Raw genomic sequence first — 26,659 nt, forward strand, 5'->3', positions numbered from 1 at the left:
TTGTAAGAACCAAATCTAGGAATATAGTATTAACATTGTGAAAACCAAACCTATATACTTATAACACAAAATGTTCGCTATGAGGATTATTGTTTTCAAAGCTTCAAATAACGTTTATTAACTTGTAAAGTAAATATTTTTTGGTGCACGGGTAGGGCCTGGGGGGCTCGCCCTCCCCCGAATCCGAAATGGGCGTAATGCGGGGGCCAGTAACCCATTATGTGGGTGTGTGGTGTGTGTATAAACCACCCACACTGCTATGAGCTCCGCCCCGTGGGGTCGATGGGGATGGGGCTACCTCTGTAGGGAGGTAGCTACCATCCTTGCAGGGGGATGGTCAGGTCCGGAAGGAAGCAGCCTAACCCCTGACATCGACGTTCACGGGTCTACGGAGTGAGGTTTGGTGTGGGTGGTTTGTACACACACCACACACCCACATAATGGGGGCCGTGCACCGCTTATTTTTGTGTGATGTTTAATGAAGCTGGAGGTATTGGATTATAGAGATGGTGTTTTACGAGTCAGGATTGATGGTCTTGATGATTTATGGATTTTGAGTATGCTTGTGTCTAAGGGGGATGTTATTAAGGCTCGTACTACAAGAGATGTTAGTATTGGTGATGAGAAAAGAAGAATTCCCATGACTTTAGCTATTAGAGTTGAAAAAACAGAGTTTCAGCCTTTTACAAATAGGTTGAGGATTCATGGAATAGTTGTTGAGGGTCCTGATAGATTTGGTGTTAAGGGGTCTCATCACACAATATCTGTTGGTGTTGGTGATGAGATTGTTATTCAGAAGGTTTCTTGGGATCCTAAACTAGTTGAGGAGATTTTGAAAATTGTTAGACCGTTGAATATTTTGCTTGTTGCTGTTGATTTTGATGAATACGCGATTGCCCTTCTTCAGTTACAAGGTATGAAGATTATTGATTCTGAGAATGTGTCTCTACCTCTAAGTGATGAATCTTTTGAAGTTGCTGAGAAGGAGCTTGTTTCTGAGCTTACTAGGAAAATAGTTGATTCTGCTCATAGATATGGTGTGGAAGCTGTTGTTATAGCGTCTCCAGGTAGTTTAAAGAATAAGATTAGGGATGCTGTGGTTTTGCTTGACAGCAAAATAAGGATATTTCTGGATACTGTTGCCAATGGTGGTTATGCTGGTTTACAAGAGCTTCTCAATAGAGATGTGTTAAGCTCGATAATAAGAGATACTGCTATAGCAAAGGCGTCTGAGGTTATCGATGAGTTTGACAGGCTTTTAGTGAAGGACATAAACATGGTTGCTTATGGCATGGACAGTGTCTCGCTTGCAGCTGAATTAGGAGCTGTGAAGAAGCTGGCCATAGTCGACGAGATGTTGAGCAGCTTTGATGAAACTAGATACAAGGTTGAGAAAATGTTGAGAGATGTTGTGAATAAGGGTGGAGACATGGTTATAGTTCCCAGCAACACACCTGTGGGTCAAAGAATAAAGATGCTAGGTGGAGTTATAGCAATTCTTAGATACCCATTAGAACTAGATTTTCTAGGTAATCAGTGAATAATTCCATTACAAAATTGCTTCAACAATTAATGAATTTCAATATTTTAAACAAAATCCTTATCTTAAAACACTCAAGATTTGAAGCATTGTATAAAAACAAAATTCTCAACTTCCACGAAGATTCATATACAATTCATAGCATTATTTTTTGCATCAGCTTCGTAAAGCATTTCCAACGGTATACAAATTCTCCGCAGCTACTCTCATGCACCTTATCATTGAAAAGTCTTAACCAAGGCAATTCATGATTCAAAACGTATCTATAAAAACATATGCTCTAAATAATGATCTTTAGGTATACAATCAACTAGAAACAACTATTAAATTGATACATTAATACATTAACAAGTACATCAACACTGCGATACCCTATGTTGCTAGATTTGTAAGTGTAGCTCAGGGAGAAGATGTATTTAGGTTCTGAAGCATTATATCTATGTATAGAATGACTTGTTTTTCAACACATGTTACTGGGTTTCATTAAGTTCTTAGACTTGTTAAGAGTTTTTGAACTGATGTTGCTGGCTTATGTGGTTTTAACAGGGGGTCGTAAGCTATATGCTATTTAATGGTGTAGTTAAGTGGTGCTTAACTTTCGTGCAGTAAAATTAAGCAGTTTTATGAGTGCTCAAGAAGTCTGATGAAACTCCATAGGGTTTGTTTTACCCAATTGAGTCTATATATGCTTGTTTCCCCCTTCTATATGGATAGAACGTGTCTATAAGGATAATTCAATTCCTTTTAAGCAATAGCTGTAGAAGCACTTGTTGCAGTTCTTAATTTTGTTGTGCTAGATAATGTGGGATTTGGCTCAAGTGGCTAAAGTTCCAAATTTAATCATTTTATAAGCTGTGCTATTTATGCTGTTAAAAAGCATGTTGTTTATACTGCAATGCATTAGTTGATTGACTTACTTGTGTACTGGCTTATCAATTGTTTAAGAGATTTATAGCGTGAAGTGCTTTGCAAATTTCCTATGAAGTCTCAAAATACTTTATCTGCAAGTATATTTGTTTTTCAATTGTATTCGGTATTCTAATCACTTGTGCCATTTAATAAAAGCTCTGAATCTTTTGCTACAAGCTCTAAGGCTACTTGCTATTTTGTTGCAATTGAATGTGTTTTTGTTTAATTAATTGAATGGTTGTGTAAAATCCAACTACTTGTTGAGTCAGTAGTGCATCAATTAGTATACTGATAATGCATCTTCAAAGTGTTTTTAGCGTTACCTCAATTCATTTTCGTTAAAGAGAATTTCCTAGCTAATCTCATATATTTTCAACAGAACTTGATATGAGTTCTCCAGGTTTTCAAAGCTTTAATATCCTCATAAATGTGTAACTTCTTGAGTTTGTGAGGATGTGTGTTGATATGAGTAGGGAAAAGCTTTTGTTGAAAATCTCTGGAAAGATTGTCAATCCTGATAATCCAGAGATTATTGCTAGATATGCTGATACTATTAAGAAACTTGTTGATGAGGGAAAAAGAATTGCTGTTGTTGTTGGTGGGGGTCGGTATTCTAGAGCTTATATAAAATGTGCAAAGGCTTTGGGTTTGAATAATGCGCAAGCTGATATGATAGGCATTGAGATTGCGCGTGTCAATGCGCTTTTGCTTGCTTATGCTCTTGGGGATTATGCCTATACTCCTATACCCAGAAGTGTAGAGGATGTGCAGAGAGCTTGGAGCAGTAACAAAGTGGTTGTTGTTGGTGGTCTTCAACCCGGTCAGTCAACAGCGGCAGTAGCAGCTGTTGTTGCTGAAACTCTTGGAATTGGTAAAATGCTTTATGCTACTGATGTTGATGGTGTTTATGATAAGGATCCGAAGAGGTTTTCCAATGCTAAGAAACTTAGTGTTGTTTCAATAGATGAGCTTGTAAATTTTATGAGCCAGAGATACGAGGCTGGTGGCTATGAGCTTTTGGATCCCATAGCTATTCAAATAATTAGGAGAAGCTGTATAGAGGTTATAGTTTTCAACGGATTTGAGACTAGCAATGTTGAAAAAGTGTTGAGGGGGGAAAGCATAGGCACAAAAATAGTTCCATGTAAGTAAATTCGTAGTATACTTATTAGCCTTGTTAACCAAAAACAGTTTGGATGATGTTAATCCCGACCGCTTCCGATTGATGAGGTTGCGGTGGCTATCTGACAAATGTGTTGGTGAGTTTTTTGAAACTGCTTGTAACATCTGATACTGGTTTTGAAAATGTTTTAGCTGAGGAGCTAAGGGAATTAGCTAATGCTTCCATAGCTCATATGTCAAGTGGTAGAGTGTTTTTGGATGTTGATGAATATGGTCTTGTAAATGTTTTTCGTTCTCGTATTGCTAATAACATTTACTATGTGATTCTTGTCAGAGAAGATGTTTATACACTAGATGATATATACAGAGTTGTTAAGGATGTAGACTTCACATCTTTTATAGAGCCTAGCCAATCATTTGCTGTTAGATCTGAGAGAATAGGTGAACACAGTTTTACTAGTATTGATATTGGAAGAGTTGCTGGACAGGCTGTTATAGATAGTTATATGCAAGCCAAATTCACTAGACTCAAGGTAAATTTGGATGAACCTGATGTTGAGATTTATGTTGAGTTGAACAAAACAAGGCTTGTGGTAGCAGTTTCACTCACAAGAGAATCGCTTCACATGAGAAGATATAGGGTATTTAACCATCCAGCAGCATTGAAAAGCACAATAGCATCTGCAATGCTTAGAATAGCTGGTTGGAAACCTGGAAATGGTTTGTATGATCCAATGTGTGGTGGAGGCACAATAGTTATTGAAGCAGCTTTATGGACAAAGGGAGTAGAAATTCCGTGTATAGCAAAAAGAAGCTTAGATCTTGGAATGATAGGTAAGCTAGCTCCACAAGCTATTAGTAAGTTGGAGAAGCTTTGTAGCAGAATTCCTGTTGAGTGGGAGAGGGTACATATAGGTGTTGACATAAATCCTAGATTTGTTGAAGGTGCTGTAATAAATGCTAAGAATGCTGGTGTAGATGATTCAACGCTGTTCATAGTTGGGGATTTAGTGGATGTCACACCGAAGATTAAGAGCATGGAGCATGAATTTGGAAAAGAAATAGATGTAGCTGTCTTTAATCCGCCATATGGCTATAGAATGAAGCCTGGGGGTGTAGCCAAGCTCTATAGAAGAACCCTTGAAGTTCTCAAGGAAAGCGGCTTCAAAGAGATTGTTTTTATAACATCAGCAATTAGGGTAACTGAAAATGTTTTAGCTGAGATTAAAAATATTAGTGTTGAAAGGCTTAAGGTAATACATGGCACATTACCATCAATTGTTTACAAAGTTAAATTTTAATGAAAATCTTCTTTATCAGATCGTCGCGGGGTCTTCATTTAATCAAGTAAAACTGTTTGGAGCGGCATCATCATCTTTTTATATGCTGCTAAGAGTATAGGGCTTTGACAGGGTAATAAGCCTATTGTTTTTGCTTTATATAGTTCCACAAGTATAATCTCTTTGGCTCTATCTCAATTCCAAGCTCATCAAGCTTCAAGTAGAGGTTTAGCAATGCCTCTTCATCGCTTTTTGCTTGCTTTGGTGGGTACTTGAAGTAGAATGCTGATGCCCATTCAGGACTTCCTCTAACACTTTTGTCTTTCAATGCTTTGGCGAGCCTAATAACATCTACAAGTACTGCAGATGCCATTGCCTTGTCATCAACCACTAGCTTAAGATCTATCGTTACTGGAATACCCATAAACCCAAGAACCTTCATGTATATGTAGGAAACCTTGGTGTTGCCAAGAAATGGTATGTAGCCACTTGGACCTGCGAATAGGTTGCCAACAATTTTTTCTGGATCTGGCTGTGTAGATGCAACAGCCATTGTCTTGCTTATTTTCTTGCTGTGCAACCTGCTGTGATCAAGCATGTTCTTAAAGTCGCTGTTACCACCAACGTTTAGCTGGTAGGACTCAACTATTTCCCCACCTCTCATAGCAGCTAAGCTTGCAAGTGTTCTATGGACTATTGTTGAGCCTAGCTGACCCTTTATATCATCGCCTAGAATAAGGGTATTGTTTTCTTCAAACATTTTGCTGTAAACAGTGTCGCTTGCTATGAACTCTGGTATACAGTTAATGAATGCTGTACCAGCTCTTGCAGCTGCTTCTGCATAGAATCTAGAAGCTTTTGCACTACCAACAGGTAGCAGGTTTACAAGCACATCAACATTTAGTTCTTCAAGCTCTTTCACAATTTCTTGAAGTGTTGGCTCTGGGTAGCTAGCAGGCTCAAAATCTTCTTGCATATGATTAGCTACACCATCTAATACCTTGCCCATTCTAACAACAACACCTGTTCTTGGGATATTGATATACCTTGGGACTTGATTTGGCTTGGCAAATATAGCTTCTGAAAGATCTTTACCAACTTTATTTCTTGAAACATCAACTGCGTAAACAAATCTTATATCATCAACTCTATAACCTCCAATAACATGATGTATTAAACCATCTGTTTTCTCATATCTTTTATAATATTCAACTGCTTGAACAAGCATAGCCGCAATATTGCCAACACCAACAATTCCAACTCTAACCATATTTCTCACTCCAAATATTTCTGGCGAAATATATACACAGAGATATATAAGTCTTTTTGAGCATAGCAAATAAAATGAGAAGGGTTTTAGAATCATGTCATCAAAAGCTTTGAATAGATTGAAAAGAAAGCTAACAGTGGAAACTCTTTGGATATATGTAGCAAAAACCTTGCTTAATAAAGAGCCTTTGAGAGGCTACGATATTGTGAAGGCTTTGAGAAACGACATGGGCATAAAAGCATCGACAATAACCGTGTACAGTGTCATCTATAGAATGGTTAGAGAAGGGCTTTTAGAAACAATTAAAAGTGATGGTGAATCGCTATACAGATTATCTCAAAAGGGTAGAGAAGAGTTTGAGAAGGCTCTAGAGTTTCTAGAGAACATTTTAAACATTTTGAAAAGTCCTTGATTAGATGCAGAAGCTACAACATTTTTCTTAGTCTCGACATAAGCCCTGAGGTTTTTATAGGAACAACTATGCAGCCTTCAAATAATATGTGCTGAATTGATAATGTGATTAAAACTCTCTTTAAGCATCTATAATCCCCTACAACCCTTATTATAGCCCTACTGGAATCTGTTGAAATAGATGCTACTGTTATGCCACAATCAATTTTATCTAGCTCTCCAAGAAGTTTTGTAAACATATTTTCAAGGCTTTTTACAAAACTTTTCAAATCTGTTTTGTCTTTGCATATGAACTTAACGAGGATATACCTCTTCACTTTTCTACTTTTTTTCCTAACAAGCATAGCTATGGATAGCTCGTCTAAAAGCATTGAAATATATTTCCACATTCTATGTGTATATGCAAACACTATTACCAGCGATGCCAGCGCTATGGCTATGGCAACAATGCTTATAAAATCCAAAGTACTAATCACCATGAAGCATTTTCAATAACTCAACAGGATATACCTCTAAAATCATGCGCCTTTCTCTTTTGCTGAAACCAAGAGAAAAAAACACTATATCAATGTGGCTTGTGAAAAGTGTTTTGGGGTAATAGTCAACAGCACCTGAAGCAACGATGCCAATATCATATTTGAGGGCATGCTCAATAACATCTCCAAGACCTCTAAACACCTTCTCCACATAGACATAACCTTTTTTACTATCGGTAAGGAATTTGATGAATTGTCCCAAGGCAATTTCCAAAAACTTTCGTTCATGTGATTGCCTCATAAAGTTAACCTGTGCCTCATCTACATATCTCAGTGTGTTGGGAGATACTAGAACAACAACGGGTTTGCGAAGCTTTGCTAGTATTCTAGCTGATTGTGTATCGAGAGGAATGTAAGATGTTAGGGTCTTTCTCTTAGTGCTAGACTCATGTGGAATAGATTTTCTCTCCACAGATTTTAAATTCCTTGGCACAAAAACAACATTCTCATTTACAGAAGCTATAACATCCATGCATTTGTCGAGAAAACTGCTTTCCAGTCCAATTAAGCCTGCATCGCTATCAGAATAAACATAGTTTTTAACATCATTGCAAGAACTAAACAATACAAACATGTTTGCCTTACTTCTTGAACCCAAAGAATATCTCCTCAAGAACTCTTCTAATACCATCTACAGATCTAAGCATGGAGAATGACAACACAATTCTTATTACATCATCACCTTCAGAAACAAATGGCTTTCCCAAATAAGCACTTTGCTTATCAACTCTAATAAACACCTTGTTGGTTTTAGCATCATATCTAATCTCAAGAGAATTTATCACATATCTCTTGTCATTTTCGCTAAGAAGTTTTGCAACATGGTCTAAAACCTTTAAAGCTTCCTCATCTTTGAATCTGGCCTCGAATCTTGTTATAACATTTCCGTAGAAACCTTTCATAGACTCTACAACTAGTTGTGTTGAAGAGGCTATTTCCTGTGGAACAAGATTTAGCAAAGCTTGCTTAACCTTTTCACAATCCTCAGTAGCGTGGCATGTTGTAGACATTGCTACTTCTGATAAAGTGGTTTTTCTTTTATCGGTTTCCTGCATACTTCTCACTATACTGCTGCAACAATTTTTATCACATCATCATCTTTAAGCTCATATTCTTTACCTACTCTCTGCTTAGTCTTAGCGTTAATTGCATATAGAAACCTTTTGCCAAGATCTGTGTGAACCAGGTATGCAAGATCTATTGCTCTAGACCCTTTCGTTACAAGATATGCATCTGGAAGAATATTTCCTTTGCTATCAGTATACCTATTCTCATCTTCAACAGGATACACAACAATCTTGTTTAGAGCATTGAAAACAACACTATTTAAAGCTTTTTGTACTCCAGTACCTCCAAACTCCTTCATTATCTCCTTCAGAAGTTCTAAACCCTTTAGCTGTTGCTGCGTAAACACACTTCTATCCTTTATTCTAAACTCTGTATCTCCAGGAAGATACTCTACAAAGCCTTTTTCAACAAATCTTCTAAGCATTAACTCGCCAAGTGCTGTAACTGGTACTATTATTCTATTCGGCAATCTCTTGACAAGTTTTTTGAAAAGATCTTTTGCCTCAGGTATATCAATTTTGTTTGCGGCAATGACTATTGGTTTTGAAACTTCTCTAAGCGTTTTGATGAATAGTCTAAGCTCTTCTTCTCTCCATGACGATGGTTTAGAGTTTTCAAGTTTTGTAATGGCAAGAGCTTTAGCCACATGGCTCTTAGTTATTGAGAGTCCAGATAATCTCTGTGCCAGTGCCTCTATAACCTGGCTCTGGTTCATGGTATCTAATCCTCTTGCAAATCGTGGCCAATCTTTTGAGATTATTCCATACATCCACTCATCATATTCATTCTCAATCTCCACAACATCTTCGATTGGATCTCTATAGCCAGGTTTCACAGGTCTGCCATCCTCATCTGTAGAGCCAGAAACATCAATAACATGTATCAAGGCATCTGCTTGCCTAATTGAATCGAGAAACTTGTTGCCCAGGCCTCTACCCTTATGAGCATCTTTAACAAGACCAGGTAGATCAACAAGCACTATCGGAATAAATCTTTCGCCATTAATGCAAAGAGAGGAGACGGGGGTACAACCTGGAAGCCCAAGTTCTTTATGAACACAGGTTTTTCTAACATATGCAATAGCCTCATCAGGTTCCAAAGTTACAAAAGGTCTGTTCTCAATTTTTACAGGTACAAGTGTTGCTGCTGAAAAGAATGTTGATTTACCAACATTGGTCTTGCCCAATAGCCCTACATAAATTTTTGGTGCAGGCATGAGATTCACTTCAAATTACTAATTTTCATTATTGCTTAAAACTTGTTATCGATAACCAGTGTAAAAGCTGTAAAGAAAAAGGTGGTGCTAGTGGCAAATTCAATGTATCACTACATGGCTTTGATGTGGAAGAGGCCATATGAAGGTGAACATGGTTTATTAATGAAGGAGAGACTAGTTGAGTGGAGAAGACAACCATCTATTGTAAGAGTTGAGAAGCCAACGAGAATAGATAGAGCGAGAAGACTTGGTTATAAAGCTAAGCCAGGTTTTGTTGTTGTTAGGGTAAGGGTTAGGAAGGGAGGGCTTAGAAAACCTAGGCCAAGATCTGGTAGAAGACCAAAGAGAATGGGTGTGTATGGGCATTCACCTAGGAAAAGTTTAAGGCTAATAGCAGAAGAGAGGGCTGCTAGAAAGTATAGAAACCTCGAAGTTCTTTCAAGTTATTACGTTGGTGAAGATGGGCTGTATAAATACTATGAGGTTATACTTGTTGATCCACACCACCCAGCAATACTAAGTGATCCTGACATAAATTGGATAGCAAGTCCAAGTCAGCGTGGTAGAGTGTTTAGAGGTAAAACATCTGCTGGTAGAAGGATTAGGGGATTACTTGCTGTTAGAGGTTTGAGAGGAACGCATAAGCATAAGTGGAAGAAGAAGCAAAAGGAGAGAAAGCTTAGGAAGAGGCATGAGGCAAGTCGTGGTGCTAGACTAATAGCACCTAAGGAGATATATGAGGAGCTTGGAATAGAAAAGTAGAGTTAAATACTTAACGGATCCACATAAACATACAGTGGTTTTTCCAAAGGGTAAAGCCTCAAAACACCAGTGCCCTGACCAGAAAACTTCATGGCGTTTTCCACACCTTTTCTACTTAAATTGAGGTACTTAGCAAGTTTAAGCCAATAGCTTTGCGATGCAGATGAAAGTGCCATGAACATTCCACAGTTTTCTACAATAGAATTAGCGTAGGGATTTAAATCATCTATGCTTTGAGTAGCCATTGCAATAGCAATTCCAAAACCTCTACCATATCTTACAAGAACATTGATAAACTCATCAATAGCATAGTGAGTTAAATGCCATAGCTCATCCAATACCACAATTCTATTGATACCGCCTCCGAAAGATGCGGCTGATCTGCGTAATAACTGTTTCATTATATAGAGTATTATTGTTGCTGAAGCCTTCTTATCCAGGAGAAAGATTTTGTGAAGATCTATGATGATGTCCTTGTTCAACATCATTTCTAGAACATCGGCTGTGGTACTATATACTTTAAAAACATTGAGAACAGCATCCAGAGACTCATAATCTTCAAGTAGCCAGTAACTAGGTATAGCCTCTCCCAAAATGGTTTCATCACATTGTCTACAAAGCCTTGTTACAACATCAAGCAGCTGCTCTCTTACATATGCAGGCATCTTAAAAATAGTGTTGATAGTGTTAACAAATAGCTGTGCATCATATTTAGCACCTACCTCATCGCCACAAGTGCATAGAGGTATGTAATTAGCTGTAACATCCCAAACATTAAATGTTCTTCCTAGAAAGAGCTTCATATAGCTTTCATACTCATTTTTTATATCAAAAACTGTTATTGGAGCACCAAATTTTGTGCTAAGTCTCGAAACAATTACTGAAACCGAGACACTTTTTCCAGAGCCTGATGGACCCACAATAAGTATGTGACTTGATGGTGATTTGGTAACACTCCAATGTATTTTTCTCCCAAAGATAAGGTCAATACCTATGTAAACACCATTACTAGTATCTTCAATGTCGAGAGTTTTTGAAGGTGGTAAAAGTAGTGGCATAGCATAGGCAAAAGAATCTAGTAATATCACCCTAGATTTTTCCCCAACGAAAATTGATTATCTGAAGAGCTTTTCCAACATCTCTAACTCTCTTTAATGAAATTCCCAGGACCTGCTTAGCTATTTGAGGTATGTTAATAAGCATATCTTCATATGTTCTAGCATCATCACATATAATGGCTGTTAATATTGATGTTTCTACTGGCATTACCCCACTAAGTACTCTTTTCCTAATCTCTATAAGTCTCTCAACAAGACTCCTAAGTCTAGTATTCGTTCTATCGCTTTCAAGCTCAACAAGCTTCATTTGAAGTTTGCTATTTATTTTTGAAAGATAGCTATCAGGGCTCAACACACCTGTACTGGATACTGTCATTAGAATGCATCCAGGTGGCGCCAACGTGTTGATATACCTCTTTAAATGAGTAAGAAAATCCACATATTCCATTTCCTCAATTCTAACAAAAGAATCTTCAATAGTGTACAAGGCAACAAGTTTTGCATTAGAGTTGTTGTGACATCTATATACACTTTTTCTAATCTCTTCACAAACATAACCACTTTTATGCTCAATAATAGGAAAAAGCCTTATAGTTTTACGAACTAGCTTGCTAACGTGTTTTAATAAGCTTTTGTACCAGTAAAAGCTATCTAAGATCTTTTTACCCATCTTCTTAGCCCAGTTATAGCAGAGATTTTTAAAGCGATTCCATGAATGAAAGCAATAGCCTTACTCAAATCAAAAGGAAACATAACAAGTTTAGCGCCGCAAGGCTCAAGGATTGCAAGATCTTTATGGCCACGGACAATATCATCACCATTAATAGGCTCCTCAACAACTTTTTCAGAATGTGGCATAACTATAAAGGATTGTGTAGGAAGAAGAACGGTTAAAGCAATGTTGTCACATTCATTAGCTATAACCACTTCTAGTAAGAACCCATTTCTGTATATTACCCTTGAAGACTTAACAACACCACAGCTCGTTGGCAATAGCACCTTGTGCGAAAGCCCATGGGAGAAAGTGGCACTGCTTTTTTCATGTAGTTCAATGTTAAGAGAGGTGTTGTGTTGAATGGGTATTTCAATAAGGCATTCATCATTTAAGGGTTTCACAGTTAGAAGTAGCTTTACATATTCACAATCACCTAGTTTTAAACAGCCATTGTCAATGGTATATAGCTTGTTGCTACACAAAATCTTTAGTTTAACATCAGCATGTTTCAGGCTATTAACATTGTCTATGCATATAGTGTCATTTTCAAAGTTTATTGATGGAGCAATATTAACAAAATGAATTCTATTCATAAACACTAGTTGATGAAGTGCTACAAAACCCTTTTCTTTATTTTCATCAATAAGACATGTCATTATCGCATCTAAGCTACTTATTCTCTGCATATCTTCAATACACTTTCTAATGCTATGGCGCAATTTTTCGTTGCATACTATGGGAAAGCCATTTAAAATTAAAACATCTTCGATAATTTTCGGTTTTTGAAAATAAAATTCAAATTTCTCATAATTTATCTTTAAACATTTCTCAATGGAGTCTATAACTCCATGCACAGTTACATTAAGAGTTAACTTCTTTCTTGAATCAGTAAATATAGATGCTTTTGTGGAGATGGTGCTCAGACGTTTGAACCTTATATGAACATTTTCTGATGGGAAAATCTTTATTGGATATCCAGGTGTAAAAGATTTTAATAATATTGCAAGGCCTTGGTCACTTCGCAATTTTAGAAAAGCAGGTTTATAGCTAAATAGATATTTCACATCTATCCTAAGCAATCTTCCCAATAAATCTATACATAATATGTTTTTGCTATCTGCATTAATGCAGTGAACCAGTGTTGTTGGTGCCTCATATAACTTTTCTATATTAATTTTTTTACTAACAGTTTCTATGGTATAAATAGCAACTCTATTATTACTCAATAAAAATAGCTTAGAATCAGAAACAATAGCATCTTTTGCAGATGTTTTCATAGAAATTAAAAAATCATTTTTTAGATCCATCAATTCTATCTTTTCATTGTTTTTCAATATAACATAACCACTTGCTATATCCATGTAAATACTTGTTTCACTGTCAATTTTTCTCAAAATTTTAAATGAATTTCTCTTTGTATTGTATAACACTAAGTTATTGTCTATTGTACCAAGAACAACATTATCATCTATAAATGTTGCATTCCTTAACGGATGGGGAAGCTCATATATATAGGCGCCATTTTTAGAAAAGTTAATTAGCATTGTTCTATTTAAAGAATTTATGGTTATAGTATTTAAGCCCATGTAAACATCTGTTATGGTAAAATCATCTCCTTTATAATCATGAGCATATCCATAGAGGTTATCACTAATAATTAGTAAAACATTATCTGAGGTTATACACTGTAGAATTTTATACCCATTCATTTCTTTATATATAACACGTTTACACTTCATAATCTCCTCAGGTTGTGTAGGATTCTTTACAATGGCAAGACTTCCCTGATTTTTTACGACATAGCTATAAATCCCTTGGGGCAAGATATAATCTGGTTTTTCAATAATGTATTCATCTACAGTTCCATTTACATGAAATTGAAGAATCCTAGCCTCTCTCTGATTTTGTGAAACCAGAATACAGCTGTTGTCGGTATAAGTTAAAATCTCTTCATAGTTTTGCAAATTAAAATGGAAGCTCTTTTCATTTTTTTCAAGTGCAATACTGTAAACCCTGAGTTTTTCACTATGTTTTTGTATGAATGGCGCATTTGAGAATAGAAGAATATTTGAATACAACATTATATGAGGATGAGAAATTAGAGCAGGATCTAATATTCTAAGTAAATTCCATTGATGTGAATATAAAACAAGTTTGCTATTTCTTGTTAAAACTGATTCGCCAAGTTCTATAGCGATGCTATGCTTCATATCCTCCCTTATTTAGCAAAGCCTTATATAATGTACATAGCTATTAGCCTAGCTTCTTATAATACCTTTTCATATGATAATGAGGAAACGGTGAATTATTTTTGACTCCTCGTGAAAAGTTGTTGATGATACTAAATGCATTGAAGGATAGAATAGCATCTCCAAGTGATGTAATCTCTATAACAGGGTTGCCAAGATACGAAGTTTTAGCATCTTTCCATATTTTAGAAGCGTTGAATATAGTTGAAGTAGTTTACATTCGAGGTAATTACAAAATCTATAGGCTTTCTGATGCAGGTAGAAAGCTCTTAGAGATTTTGCTAAATAATAAAGACATTGTATTTACTGTCGAGTCTAGTGAAAAAGTTCAAGATGCAAATTCAGTAAATCACGTAACAACTAATAGTGTAGTTGAAGCTTCTACAGTTGCAACTTAAAACAAAACAATTTATTAACCTTCTTAACTTGGATCATTAATAAAATGAGGATGTAATGACTTCTACACCAATTGATATTGCAGTGCATATACTTAGAAGTCTCGAAGTATATGAGCTATCCATAACCCCTTTATTGTATAAAAGAATAGTTCATAAAAAGAAGTCGAGTAGGGAAATAACTAGTCAGGAGATTTTAAATGAAATCGTGAATGGCATTATAATTGATAAAGTAAAGCTGTGTAGAGATAATGTTATGGGTAAGTTAATAGGTTTTTACAAAGGATTGTGGCTTGCAAAAGCATCAAGGAAGGGAACAATTTTTAACTATAGTGCAAAAGATTCTAGAGAATATTGCCAAGATGATTTCACAAAACATTTCATTGCTAAGTTTGTTAACCATTATCCAAGGAAGCCCATAATAATGTTTGATGCACTTCTATGGGAACTTCATCATGATAAAGAAAAGAAGAAGGCATTGACTCAATTACTGCTGTCTATAAATACCATTAGACAGTATTTAACAGATTTAAATATTGCAGTGCTCTCACCATCTCATGAAGTTATAGCATTATTCAAATCGTTTAGAAATGCTATTGCTTTGTACAACCAATTACCACATGATCTCATAAGAAATCACAAGGTTGTGATTCTAGATCCATATGCTCATGAGAAGCTTACAGAAAGTGATATAATGAGTGGAGAAGTATTCATCATAGGATTACTTGTTGATGACATGTTTCCAAGACCCTTTGCTACATATGCTATGAATATTCTAAGAGGATTAGATGTAGAGAGAAAATCTATTCTTTACAAAGATAGTGTTATTGGTGTGCCTAAAGAGATAAACAAAATTGTTGAAATAGTTCTAAGTGTTAGATTCAATGGCAAGTCACTTAATGATGCAATTAGAGATGCTATGGGGATTGACAACAAAATCTATAGGATAGTCTACGAGGCTTTAAAGATTTGTAAAACACGTGAAGAGCTAAACAAGATTGTGAAAAAGCTTATGGAGGAACTTCATCTAGATGAAAAATACTATAAGAAGGTCTTAGCTAGAATCAGGAACAGCTCTTGTAGGGGGGCGTGAATAAAATGTTATTTTACCATTCAAATAATCTCTTATGACAGTCTTTGCAGCTTCATCTATGTTTGGCTCTTGACTTTTTCTGAAAAACCAGCCTCTTTTAACAGCTATATGCTCTAATAGCTGTAGAGGATCCGAGGACACTACCCCATATGCCATTTCGATGGAACTTGGATTGTTTTGTAGAATCTTTGCTATAATTTCTCTTGCAATACTTACTGGATTAGGTATGTTGTCTGTAGGTAAGCTTCTTATTAGCATCTCTAACTCCTTTACATCAGGTGGTATAAACCCCGGAGTATCAATTACGTATATACCTGGCAAGATCTTGTATATTGTTATACTTTTTGTATATCCCCAGGATCCTGGATAACGACTTGTAGGTGCTGAATTCTTTCCTTTTAAAGCATTTACAAGTGATGATTTACCTACCTTAGGAAGACCAAAAACAGAAACATTCAGAGGCTTTTTAGATTCAGCATAGCTTAGAAGCAACTGCTTTAACTTTTTTACTCCAAAGCCCTTTAATGATGAGGTGCATAGAGCCCTAATATTATTCTCCATAAAATATCTCATCCATTCTATGCAAACATATTTTGGTACAAGATCACATTTATTTAGCACAAGGATATATTCCTTTTCACCTCCCTTAGCAAGGTACTCAATAACATTACTTTTAATTTCCAGAGGATTTCTAGCTTCAACAACCTCTAAAACAACATCAGACCTAGTTACAATACTCCTAATTTCAGAGTACTTAAGAAGGCGCATCACAACCTAAACCTATTTTCACAAAACCTTTATTTTTGAGAAAAATAAAAAAGTTTTAATAGAGAAAAAGATGATGAACATTTAGCGGGGTTGATAGGTGATAGGGGTCTTGAGTGCTGATGACAAAGCATCAAGGTATTTAGATTCTCTTTGGATTTGTTTGTTACTTTGCCAATTCCATAAAATATAGTGTTTGGATTTAGATTGCGATTCAATTGTGTGTATAGGGATTATCTTATCCTTGGATTGTGAAATTTTCTTAATTAAAAATTCTCATATTTCTACATTCATTTTTGTATTTATATTCATTGTTTGTGAAGCAGCTAAGGAGGTGTAAGTAATAGTAGCTAGCATTGTATTAATTGTTAAGCATATATCCTAGTTAAACTAAGAATTCAGTGAGAAACAAGTTTCTCTGGTGATATGCCAATGTATTTCTGTCCAAGGTGTGGAAGCATCATGGTTGTAAAAAGTGTAGATGGAGTTTCAACACTAGTTTGTGTTAAATGTGGCTATAGAAAAACGCTTAGCAAAGATTCTTCTGTTATGTTGAGAAAATCTACTGTGTTCACTCAATACATTGAGAAGAAAGAAGAGGTGGTGCTCGGCATTCCACCTGGAGCTATATTTGAAGAAACCATTGTTTGTCCTCAGTGTGGTAAAAAAGGTGTTTACTATTGGAGAAAACATGCTTCTTCAGCTGAGAGCTCTGACTCTATAGTCAAAACATTTAAGTGTTCTAATTGTGGATATACCTGGATTGAAATGGAATAGACTTAAGAAATTTTAGATTGTATAGCTTCAACTACTTTCAAATTCTCAACAGCATCATACAAACTTGGTGCATAGGTAGCAGGCCTTGTTTTAACAACTTCTATAAACCATTCCAACTCCTTTTTCAATGGCTCATAATACTCTACTTGAATAACATTCTCTTGTGCTTGAACCTTAGCATTTGACGTATCATAGTATAGTATTTTACCTTTGCTTGTGTCAGCTCTTACAAATAGTTTTGGTGTAATCACATCAATTTCACGGATTTTATAAGGTGAAAAACCATCTACATGTAGAATACAGTAAATGTTATTTGTTGTTCTTAGAACTGCTAATACTATTTCGTCATATGGTAGTTTAATTTTCTTTGAATCGATAACCTCAGCTATTTCATTACTTGTTATATATCTACACAAATCTATGTCATGTACTGCTAAATCTAATAGTACAGGGTAAGAAAGCATGTGTTCAGGTCTTTTAGAAAGTCTTTTGAAAATAATATAGGTTATGGCTTCATTTAATAGAATTTCTCTAAGTTTATTAACTGTAGGATCAAACCGCATTATCATTCCAGGTGCTGCTACAAGCTTGTTTGAATGCACTATTTCTAAAAGTTTCATAGCATCATAAACAGATGTTGCAACAGGCTTTTCTATTAATGCATGCTTACCTTCAATTAAAACACCTTCTGCAACTTTAAATAACTCGCTAATAGATGTTGAAATGATTACTGCATCAACATGTTTAAGCATTTCACGATAATCTGTTTTTGCTATTGGCACTTTAAACTCATTTTTAATGGCTAAAACAAGATCCTCTTTGACATCGCATATCGCCTCCAGCTTCACCTTACCCTCATATTCCAATTGTTTTAAAACTCTTACATGATTTTTGCCCCATCGACCTACGCCTATTACACCGATTCTTAACATGATGTTTCACCATACAATGATTTATAATGCAAAATTAATAGCAGCATTAAAAGTATTTGTGCAAGTATGACAAGACCTACAAGACAAATCTTTTTAACATCAATTAACGTTGTAATATAGTTTATTGTTTCTAAAAAATCGCTTGGTGCAACTATTCTAATTGGCAATAAAGAATATTGCTGAAATATGCTAAGCGCATAGATAATGTAATAGTTTATTGATTGCATAAATAGTGTACGAGCATCCCAATAACCAAGATCTTCAGCCATAAATGTTGGTTCTGCGCTTACAGCAGGAGCTAGATAGAGCATTATTCCAGTCATCGGTACCGAAACTAGCAAAACTAGTAGAGTTGTTAGCAAGTAAAACTTTCTTAAAATTTGACAATCAAGTGCTATTATTGATGTTGGTACAATCCAAACTAAGTAATTTGTATTACCAATTTTGCCAAATACTATTGTTAGCAAAAGCAATATTGATGTTGATAAAGCCAAGAATCTTAACGAAACATAGGGTTTTTGCCTCATGATAATGATGAATCCAAGAACTGTGAAAGAAAGTGCAATAACAAAAGGTATTGTCCAGAGGTTATCTATAATGTTGTTATATTTAGTTATATTGGATTCTAGAACAAATGTTGCTATAGCCCAAGGAGAAGCATCTTGAGGAGGTCTTGTAGCATGAAAACTTATCACATTCTCTACAAAGTTTTTGCCAGATGCAACAATGAATGGCGTTGTAATGGCTAATCCAATAACAAGTGCTATGGCAATATACTCAATAACCTTTCTAAACCCACCTCTTCTATATAGAAAAATCATATGAAGTATTGCAATAACAGCAACTATGGGCTTTATCAATGTGGCTATGGCTAGGGATGCTGCAGCTTTAAAATGTTTTCCACTCCAAATATAAAGAGTTGAAAGCAGTACAAACAACGCAACTAAGACATCAAATTGAAGTGCAAATAGTATCTGAAGGAATGGAAGACTTAATAACCAAAGCAAAGCTATTTCAAATCCTCTACTCTTTCTAATAACTTTAAAAATTATGTAAGCAGGAACTACAACTAATATCAGTTTGAGTATTGCGTATCTCAATTGATATGGCATTATCATGGCAAGAGCATAAATAGAAACAAACATTATTACTGCTATAGGGGGATAAGGAACTTTGCATGTTGGTACTCTACATAATCTATATAATGAGAATAAGTATAGAGGTCCATTCTTCTCTAAAATTCTGTACCAAGAAATCCACCACATTATGTCATAGTAATTCCAACCAATAACTAGAGAAGTTGACAATAGCAGTAATATTAATATCAATATATATTTTCTTCGTCGATCATATAAACTTGGAAAAACTTTCCTACAGTCTTCTACATTCTCTGAAAACTCCTTACACGTACTCCACATAGGTACTAGCCTAATATCTAGTAAAAATTATGTATATTTTTAAATAGTTTTCATCATTATGTTACGAACATTTAAGCATTTCTAAGGCTGCTTCTGTAAATGTCTTCCCTTTTTCATTCTCAATTTTTTTAATTTTTTGATAAAGCTCTATATGTGGCTTATCTTTTTGTCTTACAAAATATGTTATGTGATTTACTAGTTGTTTTGCATCTGTAAAGATCTTTCCACAGGCTTCGCAACGCCAACAAGGTTCTTTTACACTCTTCCTTTCTTTAGAAGATGAAGAGGCGGTTAATGTAGCACCTATTTGAGTAATCTTTCCAAGTATTTCATACCAAAGGTCATAAGGGTTTTCATCACATATTCTAGCAATAGACTTAACAACTTCTATAGTAAATGGTGCCCCAGAGTTTTTCGCAATTTCAATGAGTTTTTCACTACAATCTTTCAATTTATTCGCCAGAGAAAAACTATTTTTTATAGCATTTAATAAGCTTGCTACACAAAATGTTGTTATGTGATGAATGTGGTGGCCTTGCTGAATATGTGATGATGCTTAGAAGGGCTGATTGAAGAAGGGTCATAACGATGAATAAGACTTATAAAGTCTAGACAGTAAATGATGTTTTTGAGCCGCCGTAGCTCAGCCTGGTAGAGCGCCGGACTCATATGCTATTTAGGTTGGGAGATCCGGTGGTCGCGGGTTCAAGTCCCGCCGGCGGCATTATTCATCTCTATTATTGGGTTTCAAATTAATAAATATGTTATTCTGGAGAGAGTATTTTTGGTGTTGTACTTGCCGTCTTTAGGTTTTGAACTAGATGATATAATGATATGTATCTATGCATTGAATGATAAAGACATGGACTGTGTTTCAGAATCATTACAGGCTATTTATGAAATATCATCATTTTTAGGAGTTAAAATAAGGTACTCTACATTCTCATCACTAGTAAACTATGTGAGAAGCTGGGCTATGTTAACAGACTTTGAAAAAGAGCAATTGGCTGAGTTAATAAGGCTTCTAATAGAGGAATACAGAAGATATGAATATGAAGAGGTTAAGAAAATAGCGCAAAAAATATTTAAAATTGCTATAGGAGCTCAAATAGAATTTAAATCAGCAAAAGACGCCATAGAACTAGCACTAAATGTTACCTACGCACTTCTAGTAAGCACAGTGGCAGTTGAGTCTTCAGAAAAGGATAGTGGCTTGGTAATGGAGCTGATAAAGCCTCAAGAAGCTAATATAATAGCTTAGAATAAGCTTATTTCCTCATATATGAAGAGAAAATAAAGGCTTGTAATGCATAACCCATTCAAATCATAGTTTTAGGTATATATCGAAAAACTTAAAATTACAACAGCTTAGAATAAACACTGTAGCTTAAAACCTCTAAAAACTAAGAGCTGAAAAACTTGGGGCCGTAGTTTAGCTTGGTAGAATGCGGGGCTTGGGCCCCCGTGGTCCGGGGTTCAAATCCCCGCGGCCCCACCAAGAAATAAACCAATTTTACACATAAGCTTTGGTCTGTATCAATATTACTTTCAGGCGATTTCCAGCTTAGTTATGGTAATTACAGTAAAGTAAATAGATATGATATTTGGAAAACATTATCTTAAGATTTAATCCCAATAACATTCTTGTTCATCTATAGTTATTATTGCTCTGTTTTAGCCAAGTATTTTTAGTAGGTGAGTCTCTTGGAAAATGCCAAATATGTTTATGTTACTACACCCATATACTACCCTAATGATAAGCCTCATTTAGGACATGCCTATACAACTGTTCTTGCAGATATTGTTAGCAGATGGTATAGGTTAATAGGTTATGAAGTGTTCTTTCTAACAGGAACTGACGAACATGGTGCTAAGTTGCAGAAAGAAGCTGAGAAAAGAGGAAGGGATCCTAAGAGTTTTGTTGATGAAATGTCAAGTATTTTCAAAGATTATTGGAGAAAACTGGATATAAGTTTCAACAGATTTATTAGAACAACTGATGAAGATCATGAAGCTCTTGTAAGAAATGTTCTGAATTTGCTTAATGAGCGTGGCTACATTTATCGTGGAATGTACAAGGGATGGTATTGTACAGCATGTGAAAGGTATTACAGCGATAGAGAATATGTTGTTGAGAATAACACACCTTTATGTCCTATTCACAGAAGACCATTGGAACTCGTTGAAGAAGAAACATATTTTTTAAAGCTTTCACAATTCAAAGACGCTGTGTTAAAGATTTTGAAAGAAGCAGATGTTGTGTATCCAAAGCAATATGCAGATGAGGTCATATCCAAAATTGAGTTGGAGGGGTTGCAAGATCTGTCTATCGCTAGACCAAAAGAGAGGGTTAGTTGGGGCATAGAACTGCCATTTGATTCTAGATTCACAGTTTATGTATGGATAGATGCGTTACTCAACTACTTAACTGGAGCAGGTCTTGATAAGAATGAAAAACAGTTCAAAAATCTTTGGAGCAACTCTATACAGTTCATAGGTAAGGACATTCTATGGTTTCACACAGCAATATGGTTCTCACTACTCCTAATGCTAGGTTTGCCACCACCAAAAAAGCTTGTTGTGCATGGCTATTTAACTGTTAAAGGAATTAAAATGGGTAAATCAACAGGAAATGTAACTTCAATTGATGATATGATTGCTAGATATGGAAGTTCTGATGCGGTAAGGTTCATAATAGCTAGAATAGCCAACTTTGAGAAAGATTCTGAGGTTTCGTGGGATATATACGACTCTATATATATGGGGGATCTCGTTAACAACTATGGTAATCTGGTTAGAAGAGTAACAAGTTTGGCTATAAAGATATTTGGTGGTGTTGTAAAAAAAGAAGTGGATTATGAGCATGCAAAGAAAGTTGAAAGCTTAACTCAAAAAGCAATAGAGCATTATAACAATATTAGAATAGCTGAAGCAGTGAAGACAACACTTGATATAGCACATGAAACAAATGCATATCTAAACAAGCAAGAGCCTTGGAACAAGGAAAACCCAGTTGAAACAATATACTCAGCACTAGAATCCATAAGATTAGCATCTCTACTTTTACACCCAATAATGCCAAACATAACAAGTCAAATCATAAATGTGTTAGGAATAAGCACAGAAAAATCGTTAAAACAATTCATGTTTGGTTATATAAATGAGTATAGGGTAAAGGAAGCCCCAATACCATTCAAAAAATTGTCAATGAAATAAAGCCGAGCAAGATACAAAACACTTAAAGCAACACAAAAACACATTACTATTTATTAAAGAGCCGCCGTAGCTCAGCCTGGTAGAGCGCCGGCCTCGTAAGCCGGTGGTCGCGGGTTCAAATCCCGCCGGCGGCTCTACAAAAACTTTGAATTATATTCACCATAATAGTTCTACAATGGTATTACACAACCTTCTCATCAACAACATTCTCAATTCAAATGCTTAGTACATTCCACCAAAATTTTTCTTCTTTCATTGTTTTGATCATGTTACAATACAGTTTATAAAGTCAATATAGTTATTGGAGTGAAAGATGTACAAGGCAAAAAGACCTCGTTGTATAGAAAAGATTAGAAAAGGTTTAAGTGAAGCTGTCGTAATTATGATAGTGATACTAATAGCTGTTGTAGTGGGTTTTGCAATTAAGTCTTGGTATGATGCACAAGTGAGAAAGTTACCAGCTACAGATATGGCTGTTGCTGAGTGGAGTGCCACATTTAGCCAAGGCAAATATATAGTTGCAGTCAATGTTAGAAATAATTTGGATAGAAATTTGCAAGTTATAGGTTACAGAGTAACACTTGCAAATGGCTCAACAGTAAATAACGTAAACATAATACCTGCACTTCCACAAACACTTAATTTGAAAAGTAGTCAAAGCTTTGTAATAACTATACCTGTAAAATCCTCATCAGATTCACCAATATCTGTAGAAGTACAGGTACAAGACACATCAACAGAAACAACAGCATGGATCAAGGCAGTTGGCGGAATACAAATGTAATGGGATTTTAATGCTATTTACTACGAATGAATTTAAAACAAACTTTTATTTTTAATTCTTATCAATTAATAAATTTGGATACTAATTCAAATAATGCAAAATTCTATTCCTTATGCTTATTACCAAGTAATGGCGGTTTAGATAATGAAGTTAAGCATTAAGAATCTCGTAAAGCATTTAATCATTTTTTCACGATTACCTAGAAGAAATACGAAGTATGAACTTGGAAGGGACTCTACTAGGTATATACCTATTGTTGGTAATGTTTTGTTTAGTTATGTTGTTGGTGCTTACAAGATTGATATTACTAATGATAATGGTGAAACGATATATGTAGCAACTCCTCTAATAGACAAACATATTTTTGATTCTATAGAGAGTAGGCTAGATGATATTATTGCGCTTATGAGGAAAGGTAATGATATAGGTGATGTACTTGTTGAAGTAATTGGTATTGATAGAGGTAACGTGGCAGAAGCTATTTATGCCTTAAGATCTGTTACTGGTTATGGAAAGTTACAGATCTTTCTTGATGATCCATACATAACAGATATTTCTATTGTTGGCCCTGGTCATGTGTGGGTTAAGCATTCATGGGTTGAGCAAAAAATTCCAGAGGTGGACTTTATAAGAACTAATATAGTTTTGGAATCATTTGACGAGGTTGTAAAGCTTCAGCAACTCATAGCAACTAAATGTGGTACGTATATATCAACATCGAATCCAATAGTTGATACAGCTTTACCACCTAAAGACGGTGGTCATAGAGTTCACATGGTTGCATATACAATTTCAACATCTAGAAGACCTGAAATAGTGATTAGAAAGAAGATGCCTAATCCACCAAGTATTTATCACATGGTAAACCAGGGTGTTTTGCCTAAAGCTGTTGCAGATTTATTCAAGGTTTTAATACGTGCAAGGGGTTCAATGATAATAGCTGGACCGCCTGGTTCAGGCAAGACAACATTACTTAGAAGCCTGCTCTACTCCTTTGTTCCTCCTGGATGGAAGGTAGCAATAATAGAAGATACTGGTGAAATAGATCCTCCACCAGGCTCGTCATGGGTTAGATATACAACATTTGAACTTGGAGTTGTAAAGATAGATCTTTTTGACTTGGCCAAAGCTGCTTTAAGATCATCGGCAACAAAAATTATTGTTGTTGGTGAAACAAGAGGAGAAGAGGCAAAGGTTTTGGTAAATGCTCTACTTGCTGGACTTGGAGGATATTCAACATTTCATGGATCTAGCCCAGAAGAGGTTATTACAAGGTTTACAGGTCCACCAATTAACTTGTCACCTGTGCAAGTAGCAATGTTTAATTTTATAGCTATTATGGGCTATGGTGAAAAACCTAAGAGGCAGCTAAAAAGGCTTGTGGAACTTATTTATAATGCTGAAAAAGGTTATATGGATTTTAATATTGTGTGGGATAGGGAAAAGGATGGACTAAATATATCATTTGAAGAGCTTGTTAAGAGGATTAGGAGATGGAGTGAGCTAAGAATTAAGACAGAGATACCAATAGAACAAATATTAAATACTGGTGATGTACTATCATGAACTTTGTCAATGTTGTGATAAGTAGGTATAGGAGGTTAGTGGCTTTAGCAACAGGTAATTTAGGTAGATACAAAAAAGCCTTTGAGGAGATTAGAACAGCTTTGCTATTAACACCTGTGGCTTTTGTAGTTCCACTGCTCCTAGCTTTTCTTGGGGGTTTGCAGGATACATTAATGCTTGTCTTTTTGGGTACAGGTCTTGGCATATCTATATGGATAAAGGTTATAGATACCCTAACCTCAATTTCCAGTTATAGAAAGAAGCTTGATGAAGAACTTCCATTCTTTGTTTTAGAGGCCACAGCAGTTAGCAAAACAGGTTTGGAACCTGTGGAGTTGCTGAAATTTATAACAAATAGTAAAGTTCTATATGCTTTTAGTGAGCTTGGAAAAAGATTTTTAGGATTATTTGAAATTTATGGAGTTTTTGAATCCTTATCATTTCTAAGCAGATTAGCAGGTGATAGAACAAGGCTTTTTCTATCAGAATACTTAGCATCGCTTTCCTCTGGAACAGCTCTTCAGTATTTAAGAGATAGAGCAATGGATTTTGTTAAAGGTATTGCAGTTAATGTTGAAAGAGCGCTCAACAGCAAAATAACCATATCTATATTAATTGCAATTCTATTTTCTATAGCTCCTGTTATACTTATTTCTATGTCAACAATGTTTATGGTAAACATTGAGCAGGGAACTGTAAGCGAGAATTCAACAATTATAAATATAGTATCTGCTTTGATAGTTCTTGTATCAGCTCTTACATGTTTTATTTTACCCGACTATCCCTATGTATCGAAAGTTATAATAGATAAGAAAATGTTCATGGCTTATAGAGCACTATTTACATTTGGTACAATAGTCTTGGCCTTTCCACCACTAATGCTTGTACTTGATTTAGCTGATTTAAATACATTTAAAACCTATGCCTTTTACAGCTCTATTGCAGCTATAGCTATTGGTGTTTACCCATTTATAAAAACTCTTACTTCTTTAACCATTAGAATAGACGATGTTGTAGAGTCTATGGCTAATCACATAAGAGTTTATAGAACAATGTACTTATTTAAATCTAATAAACTTGAGAATCTTGCAAAAAAGAGTACAAGACTATGGCTTATAGATTATTTAAATGAGTCCATAGAGTTTTTCAAAACATTTGGAGATACTGATCCATATATATTCGATATATTCACAATGTTCGTATTTGAAATTCAAAGAATGCTAAGAAAAACAATGTTTTATATCTTATTGGTAATCGCAGCTATAGTTCTAGCACCATATTTATCAACAGCAACAATAAGTCTTGGTGCAGGTTTAGGAATGACCAAATCAATTATATCAATGGCGTATATAGCTACCACTTCATTTGGTTTTGTAGCAAGCAAAATAGCAATGGGAAAAAACATATCAACATTACTACCAGGGTTTGCAGCACTGCTTTTCACATTAACACTATAAAATTAGTTAATGCATTATTCATAGACATTTGTTGATGGTAATTGAATAAGCTTAAGATTTTCTGTACTTCAGATGCAAGATAAGATTCTTGAAATCAAAAACAAGCAACTCATTTTATAG

The 26,659-nt window shown here is 35.4% G+C and carries 25 protein-coding genes, 3 tRNA genes and 1 other RNA gene; 17 read left to right on the top strand and 12 right to left on the bottom strand.

Translation table 11 applies throughout. The features are described from left to right. The first annotated feature begins 144 nt into the window (after positions 1-144). The 4 genes from ffs to trm14 all read left to right on the top strand — a co-directional run bounded on the left by ffs (position 145) and on the right by trm14 (position 4,872). An RNA gene (gene ffs, locus QPL79_RS07795) (signal recognition particle sRNA) lies at positions 145-454 on the top strand. Positions 455-478: 24 nt separating this feature from the next. Then, positions 479-1,540, top strand: coding sequence for an mRNA surveillance protein pelota (locus QPL79_RS07800; protein ID WP_285274252.1), 1,062 nt, complete (start codon positions 479-481; stop codon positions 1,538-1,540). Positions 1,541-2,914: 1,374 nt separating this feature from the next. After that, on the top strand, positions 2,915-3,601 hold the full coding sequence (gene pyrH, locus QPL79_RS07805) for a UMP kinase (protein WP_285274253.1): 687 nt from the start codon (positions 2,915-2,917) through the stop codon (positions 3,599-3,601). A gap of 116 nt (positions 3,602-3,717) precedes the next feature. Continuing rightward, positions 3,718-4,872, top strand: a complete 1,155-nt coding sequence (gene trm14, locus QPL79_RS07810) for a tRNA (guanine(6)-N2)-methyltransferase (protein ID WP_285274254.1) — start codon at positions 3,718-3,720, stop codon at positions 4,870-4,872. A 121-nt stretch (positions 4,873-4,993) separates the two neighbouring features. On the opposite strand, the gene QPL79_RS07815 is transcribed toward trm14, so the two are convergent. After that, positions 4,994-6,121 carry an inositol-3-phosphate synthase gene (locus QPL79_RS07815; RefSeq protein WP_285274255.1) on the bottom strand — a complete coding sequence of 376 codons (1,128 nt, stop codon included), beginning with the start codon at positions 6,119-6,121 and terminating at the stop codon, positions 4,994-4,996. 94 nt (positions 6,122-6,215) lie between these two features. Between QPL79_RS07815 and QPL79_RS07820 the strand changes: the two genes are divergently transcribed. Next, positions 6,216-6,533: a PadR family transcriptional regulator gene (locus QPL79_RS07820; protein ID WP_285274256.1), complete on the top strand. Its 318-nt coding sequence runs from the start codon at positions 6,216-6,218 to the stop codon at positions 6,531-6,533. 13 nt (positions 6,534-6,546) lie between these two features. On the opposite strand, the gene QPL79_RS07825 is transcribed toward QPL79_RS07820, so the two are convergent. Genes QPL79_RS07825 through QPL79_RS07840 form a run of 4 tightly spaced genes read right to left on the bottom strand, consistent with a single transcriptional unit; the run spans position 6,547 to position 9,352 of the window. Beyond that, positions 6,547-6,996, bottom strand: coding sequence for an Rpp14/Pop5 family protein (locus QPL79_RS07825; RefSeq protein WP_285274257.1), 450 nt, complete (start codon positions 6,994-6,996; stop codon positions 6,547-6,549). 4 nt (positions 6,997-7,000) lie between these two features. Next, entirely contained in the window at positions 7,001-7,666 is a 666-nt protein-coding gene (locus tag QPL79_RS07830; protein WP_285274258.1) for a hypothetical protein, read from the bottom strand. Further along, positions 7,650-8,123 carry an RNA-binding domain-containing protein gene (locus tag QPL79_RS07835; RefSeq protein ID WP_285274259.1) on the bottom strand — a complete coding sequence of 158 codons (474 nt, stop codon included), beginning with the start codon at positions 8,121-8,123 and terminating at the stop codon, positions 7,650-7,652. Before QPL79_RS07835 ends, QPL79_RS07830 begins: the two co-directional genes overlap by 17 nt. A gap of 8 nt (positions 8,124-8,131) precedes the next feature. Next, entirely contained in the window at positions 8,132-9,352 is a 1,221-nt protein-coding gene (locus tag QPL79_RS07840) for a redox-regulated ATPase YchF (protein ID WP_285274260.1), read from the bottom strand. Positions 9,353-9,442: 90 nt separating this feature from the next. Here QPL79_RS07840 and QPL79_RS07845 point away from each other — a divergent pair, with 90 nt between their 5' ends. Further along, positions 9,443-10,114: a 50S ribosomal protein L15e gene (locus QPL79_RS07845; RefSeq protein ID WP_285274261.1), complete on the top strand. Its 672-nt coding sequence runs from the start codon at positions 9,443-9,445 to the stop codon at positions 10,112-10,114. 2 nt (positions 10,115-10,116) lie between these two features. On the opposite strand, the gene QPL79_RS07850 is transcribed toward QPL79_RS07845, so the two are convergent. Genes QPL79_RS07850 through QPL79_RS07860 form a run of 3 tightly spaced genes read right to left on the bottom strand, consistent with a single transcriptional unit; the run spans position 10,117 to position 14,097 of the window. Then, positions 10,117-11,202 (bottom strand): helicase HerA domain-containing protein, encoded by a 1,086-nt coding sequence (locus QPL79_RS07850; RefSeq protein WP_285274262.1) that lies wholly within the window; start codon positions 11,200-11,202, stop codon positions 10,117-10,119. Between the two features lies 1 nt (position 11,203). Then, positions 11,204-11,842: a hypothetical protein gene (locus QPL79_RS07855; RefSeq protein ID WP_285274263.1), complete on the bottom strand. Its 639-nt coding sequence runs from the start codon at positions 11,840-11,842 to the stop codon at positions 11,204-11,206. Further along, positions 11,824-14,097, bottom strand: a complete 2,274-nt coding sequence (locus tag QPL79_RS07860) for a hypothetical protein (RefSeq protein ID WP_285274264.1) — start codon at positions 14,095-14,097, stop codon at positions 11,824-11,826. Before QPL79_RS07860 ends, QPL79_RS07855 begins: the two co-directional genes overlap by 19 nt. 101 nt (positions 14,098-14,198) lie before the next feature. Between QPL79_RS07860 and QPL79_RS07865 the strand changes: the two genes are divergently transcribed. Both QPL79_RS07865 and QPL79_RS07870 read left to right on the top strand, forming a co-directional pair. Continuing rightward, a complete protein-coding gene (locus QPL79_RS07865; RefSeq protein WP_285274265.1) occupies positions 14,199-14,534 on the top strand; it encodes a helix-turn-helix domain-containing protein in 336 nt (111 codons plus the stop codon). A 55-nt stretch (positions 14,535-14,589) separates the two neighbouring features. After that, the gene (locus QPL79_RS07870) at positions 14,590-15,624 is read left to right on the top strand and encodes an RNA methyltransferase (RefSeq protein WP_285274266.1); all 1,035 of its coding nucleotides are present in this window, start codon (positions 14,590-14,592) and stop codon (positions 15,622-15,624) included. Here QPL79_RS07870 and QPL79_RS07875 read toward each other — a convergent pair. Then, complete coding sequence (locus QPL79_RS07875) at positions 15,586-16,392, bottom strand: GTPase (RefSeq protein ID WP_285274267.1); 807 nt, start codon at positions 16,390-16,392, stop codon at positions 15,586-15,588. The genes QPL79_RS07870 and QPL79_RS07875 overlap by 39 nt on opposite strands. 459 nt (positions 16,393-16,851) lie before the next feature. On the opposite strand from QPL79_RS07875, the gene QPL79_RS07880 reads away from it, so the two are divergent. Further along, positions 16,852-17,166: a hypothetical protein gene (locus QPL79_RS07880; RefSeq protein WP_285274268.1), complete on the top strand. Its 315-nt coding sequence runs from the start codon at positions 16,852-16,854 to the stop codon at positions 17,164-17,166. Positions 17,167-17,168: 2 nt separating this feature from the next. Here QPL79_RS07880 and QPL79_RS07885 read toward each other — a convergent pair whose 3' ends face one another. The 3 genes from QPL79_RS07885 to QPL79_RS07895 all read right to left on the bottom strand — a co-directional run bounded on the left by QPL79_RS07885 (position 17,169) and on the right by QPL79_RS07895 (position 19,967). Next, a complete protein-coding gene (locus QPL79_RS07885; protein WP_285274269.1) occupies positions 17,169-18,098 on the bottom strand; it encodes a Gfo/Idh/MocA family protein in 930 nt (309 codons plus the stop codon). After that, the gene (locus QPL79_RS07890; RefSeq protein WP_285274270.1) at positions 18,092-19,516 is read right to left on the bottom strand and encodes a glycosyltransferase 87 family protein; all 1,425 of its coding nucleotides are present in this window, start codon (positions 19,514-19,516) and stop codon (positions 18,092-18,094) included. Before QPL79_RS07890 ends, QPL79_RS07885 begins: the two co-directional genes overlap by 7 nt. Before the next feature lie 61 nt (positions 19,517-19,577). Next, positions 19,578-19,967 (bottom strand): hypothetical protein, encoded by a 390-nt coding sequence (locus QPL79_RS07895; RefSeq protein ID WP_285274271.1) that lies wholly within the window; start codon positions 19,965-19,967, stop codon positions 19,578-19,580. A 181-nt stretch (positions 19,968-20,148) separates the two neighbouring features. Between QPL79_RS07895 and QPL79_RS07900 the strand changes: the two genes are divergently transcribed. The 8 genes from QPL79_RS07900 (at position 20,149) to QPL79_RS07935 (ending at position 26,539) form a co-directional block, all read left to right on the top strand. Then, positions 20,149-20,240 (top strand) — tRNA-Met (locus QPL79_RS07900). A 72-nt stretch (positions 20,241-20,312) separates the two neighbouring features. Beyond that, positions 20,313-20,777 carry a hypothetical protein gene (locus QPL79_RS07905; protein WP_285274272.1) on the top strand — a complete coding sequence of 155 codons (465 nt, stop codon included), beginning with the start codon at positions 20,313-20,315 and terminating at the stop codon, positions 20,775-20,777. Positions 20,778-20,937: 160 nt separating this feature from the next. Then, positions 20,938-21,014, top strand: a tRNA-Pro gene (locus QPL79_RS07910). 206 nt (positions 21,015-21,220) lie between these two features. After that, positions 21,221-22,732: a methionine--tRNA ligase gene (metG, locus tag QPL79_RS07915; protein ID WP_285274273.1), complete on the top strand. Its 1,512-nt coding sequence runs from the start codon at positions 21,221-21,223 to the stop codon at positions 22,730-22,732. 60 nt (positions 22,733-22,792) lie between these two features. After that, positions 22,793-22,866: transfer RNA gene (locus tag QPL79_RS07920), tRNA-Thr, on the top strand. Positions 22,867-23,045: 179 nt separating this feature from the next. Beyond that, positions 23,046-23,516 carry a hypothetical protein gene (locus QPL79_RS07925; RefSeq protein WP_285274274.1) on the top strand — a complete coding sequence of 157 codons (471 nt, stop codon included), beginning with the start codon at positions 23,046-23,048 and terminating at the stop codon, positions 23,514-23,516. Positions 23,517-23,660: 144 nt separating this feature from the next. Continuing rightward, positions 23,661-25,082 (top strand): type II/IV secretion system ATPase subunit, encoded by a 1,422-nt coding sequence (locus tag QPL79_RS07930; RefSeq protein ID WP_285274275.1) that lies wholly within the window; start codon positions 23,661-23,663, stop codon positions 25,080-25,082. Beyond that, a complete protein-coding gene (locus QPL79_RS07935) occupies positions 25,079-26,539 on the top strand; it encodes a hypothetical protein (RefSeq protein WP_285274276.1) in 1,461 nt (486 codons plus the stop codon). The genes QPL79_RS07930 and QPL79_RS07935 overlap by 4 nt, the downstream gene beginning before the upstream one ends. Positions 26,540-26,659: the final 120 nt, after the last annotated feature.

The sequence above is a fragment of the Ignisphaera cupida genome (assembly GCF_030186535.1).
Taxonomy (GTDB): domain Archaea; phylum Thermoproteota; class Thermoprotei_A; order Sulfolobales; family Ignisphaeraceae; genus Ignisphaera; species Ignisphaera cupida.

Bases quoted from the DNA above. Each gene is read 5' to 3' on its own strand.
- QPL79_RS07925 (WP_285274274.1), top strand. From the start codon at position 23,046: ATGTACAAGGCAAAAAGACCTCGTTGTATAGAAAAGATTAGAAAAGGT.
- QPL79_RS07835 (WP_285274259.1), bottom strand. From the start codon at position 8,123: ATGCAGGAAACCGATAAAAGAAAAACCACTTTATCAGAAGTAGCAATG.
- QPL79_RS07820 (WP_285274256.1), top strand. From the start codon at position 6,216: ATGTCATCAAAAGCTTTGAATAGATTGAAAAGAAAGCTAACAGTGGAA.
- QPL79_RS07800 (WP_285274252.1), top strand. From the start codon at position 479: ATGAAGCTGGAGGTATTGGATTATAGAGATGGTGTTTTACGAGTCAGG.
- pyrH (WP_285274253.1), top strand. From the start codon at position 2,915: ATGAGTAGGGAAAAGCTTTTGTTGAAAATCTCTGGAAAGATTGTCAAT.
- QPL79_RS07930 (WP_285274275.1), top strand. From the start codon at position 23,661: ATGAAGTTAAGCATTAAGAATCTCGTAAAGCATTTAATCATTTTTTCA.
- QPL79_RS07935 (WP_285274276.1), top strand. From the start codon at position 25,079: ATGAACTTTGTCAATGTTGTGATAAGTAGGTATAGGAGGTTAGTGGCT.
- QPL79_RS07875 (WP_285274267.1), bottom strand. From the start codon at position 16,392: ATGCGCCTTCTTAAGTACTCTGAAATTAGGAGTATTGTAACTAGGTCT.
- QPL79_RS07890 (WP_285274270.1), bottom strand. From the start codon at position 19,516: ATGTGGAGTACGTGTAAGGAGTTTTCAGAGAATGTAGAAGACTGTAGG.
- QPL79_RS07815 (WP_285274255.1), bottom strand. From the start codon at position 6,121: ATGGTTAGAGTTGGAATTGTTGGTGTTGGCAATATTGCGGCTATGCTT.
- QPL79_RS07885 (WP_285274269.1), bottom strand. From the start codon at position 18,098: ATGTTAAGAATCGGTGTAATAGGCGTAGGTCGATGGGGCAAAAATCAT.
- QPL79_RS07880 (WP_285274268.1), top strand. From the start codon at position 16,852: ATGGTTGTAAAAAGTGTAGATGGAGTTTCAACACTAGTTTGTGTTAAA.
- QPL79_RS07870 (WP_285274266.1), top strand. From the start codon at position 14,590: ATGACTTCTACACCAATTGATATTGCAGTGCATATACTTAGAAGTCTC.
- QPL79_RS07860 (WP_285274264.1), bottom strand. From the start codon at position 14,097: ATGAAGCATAGCATCGCTATAGAACTTGGCGAATCAGTTTTAACAAGA.
- QPL79_RS07855 (WP_285274263.1), bottom strand. From the start codon at position 11,842: ATGGGTAAAAAGATCTTAGATAGCTTTTACTGGTACAAAAGCTTATTA.
- QPL79_RS07840 (WP_285274260.1), bottom strand. From the start codon at position 9,352: ATGCCTGCACCAAAAATTTATGTAGGGCTATTGGGCAAGACCAATGTT.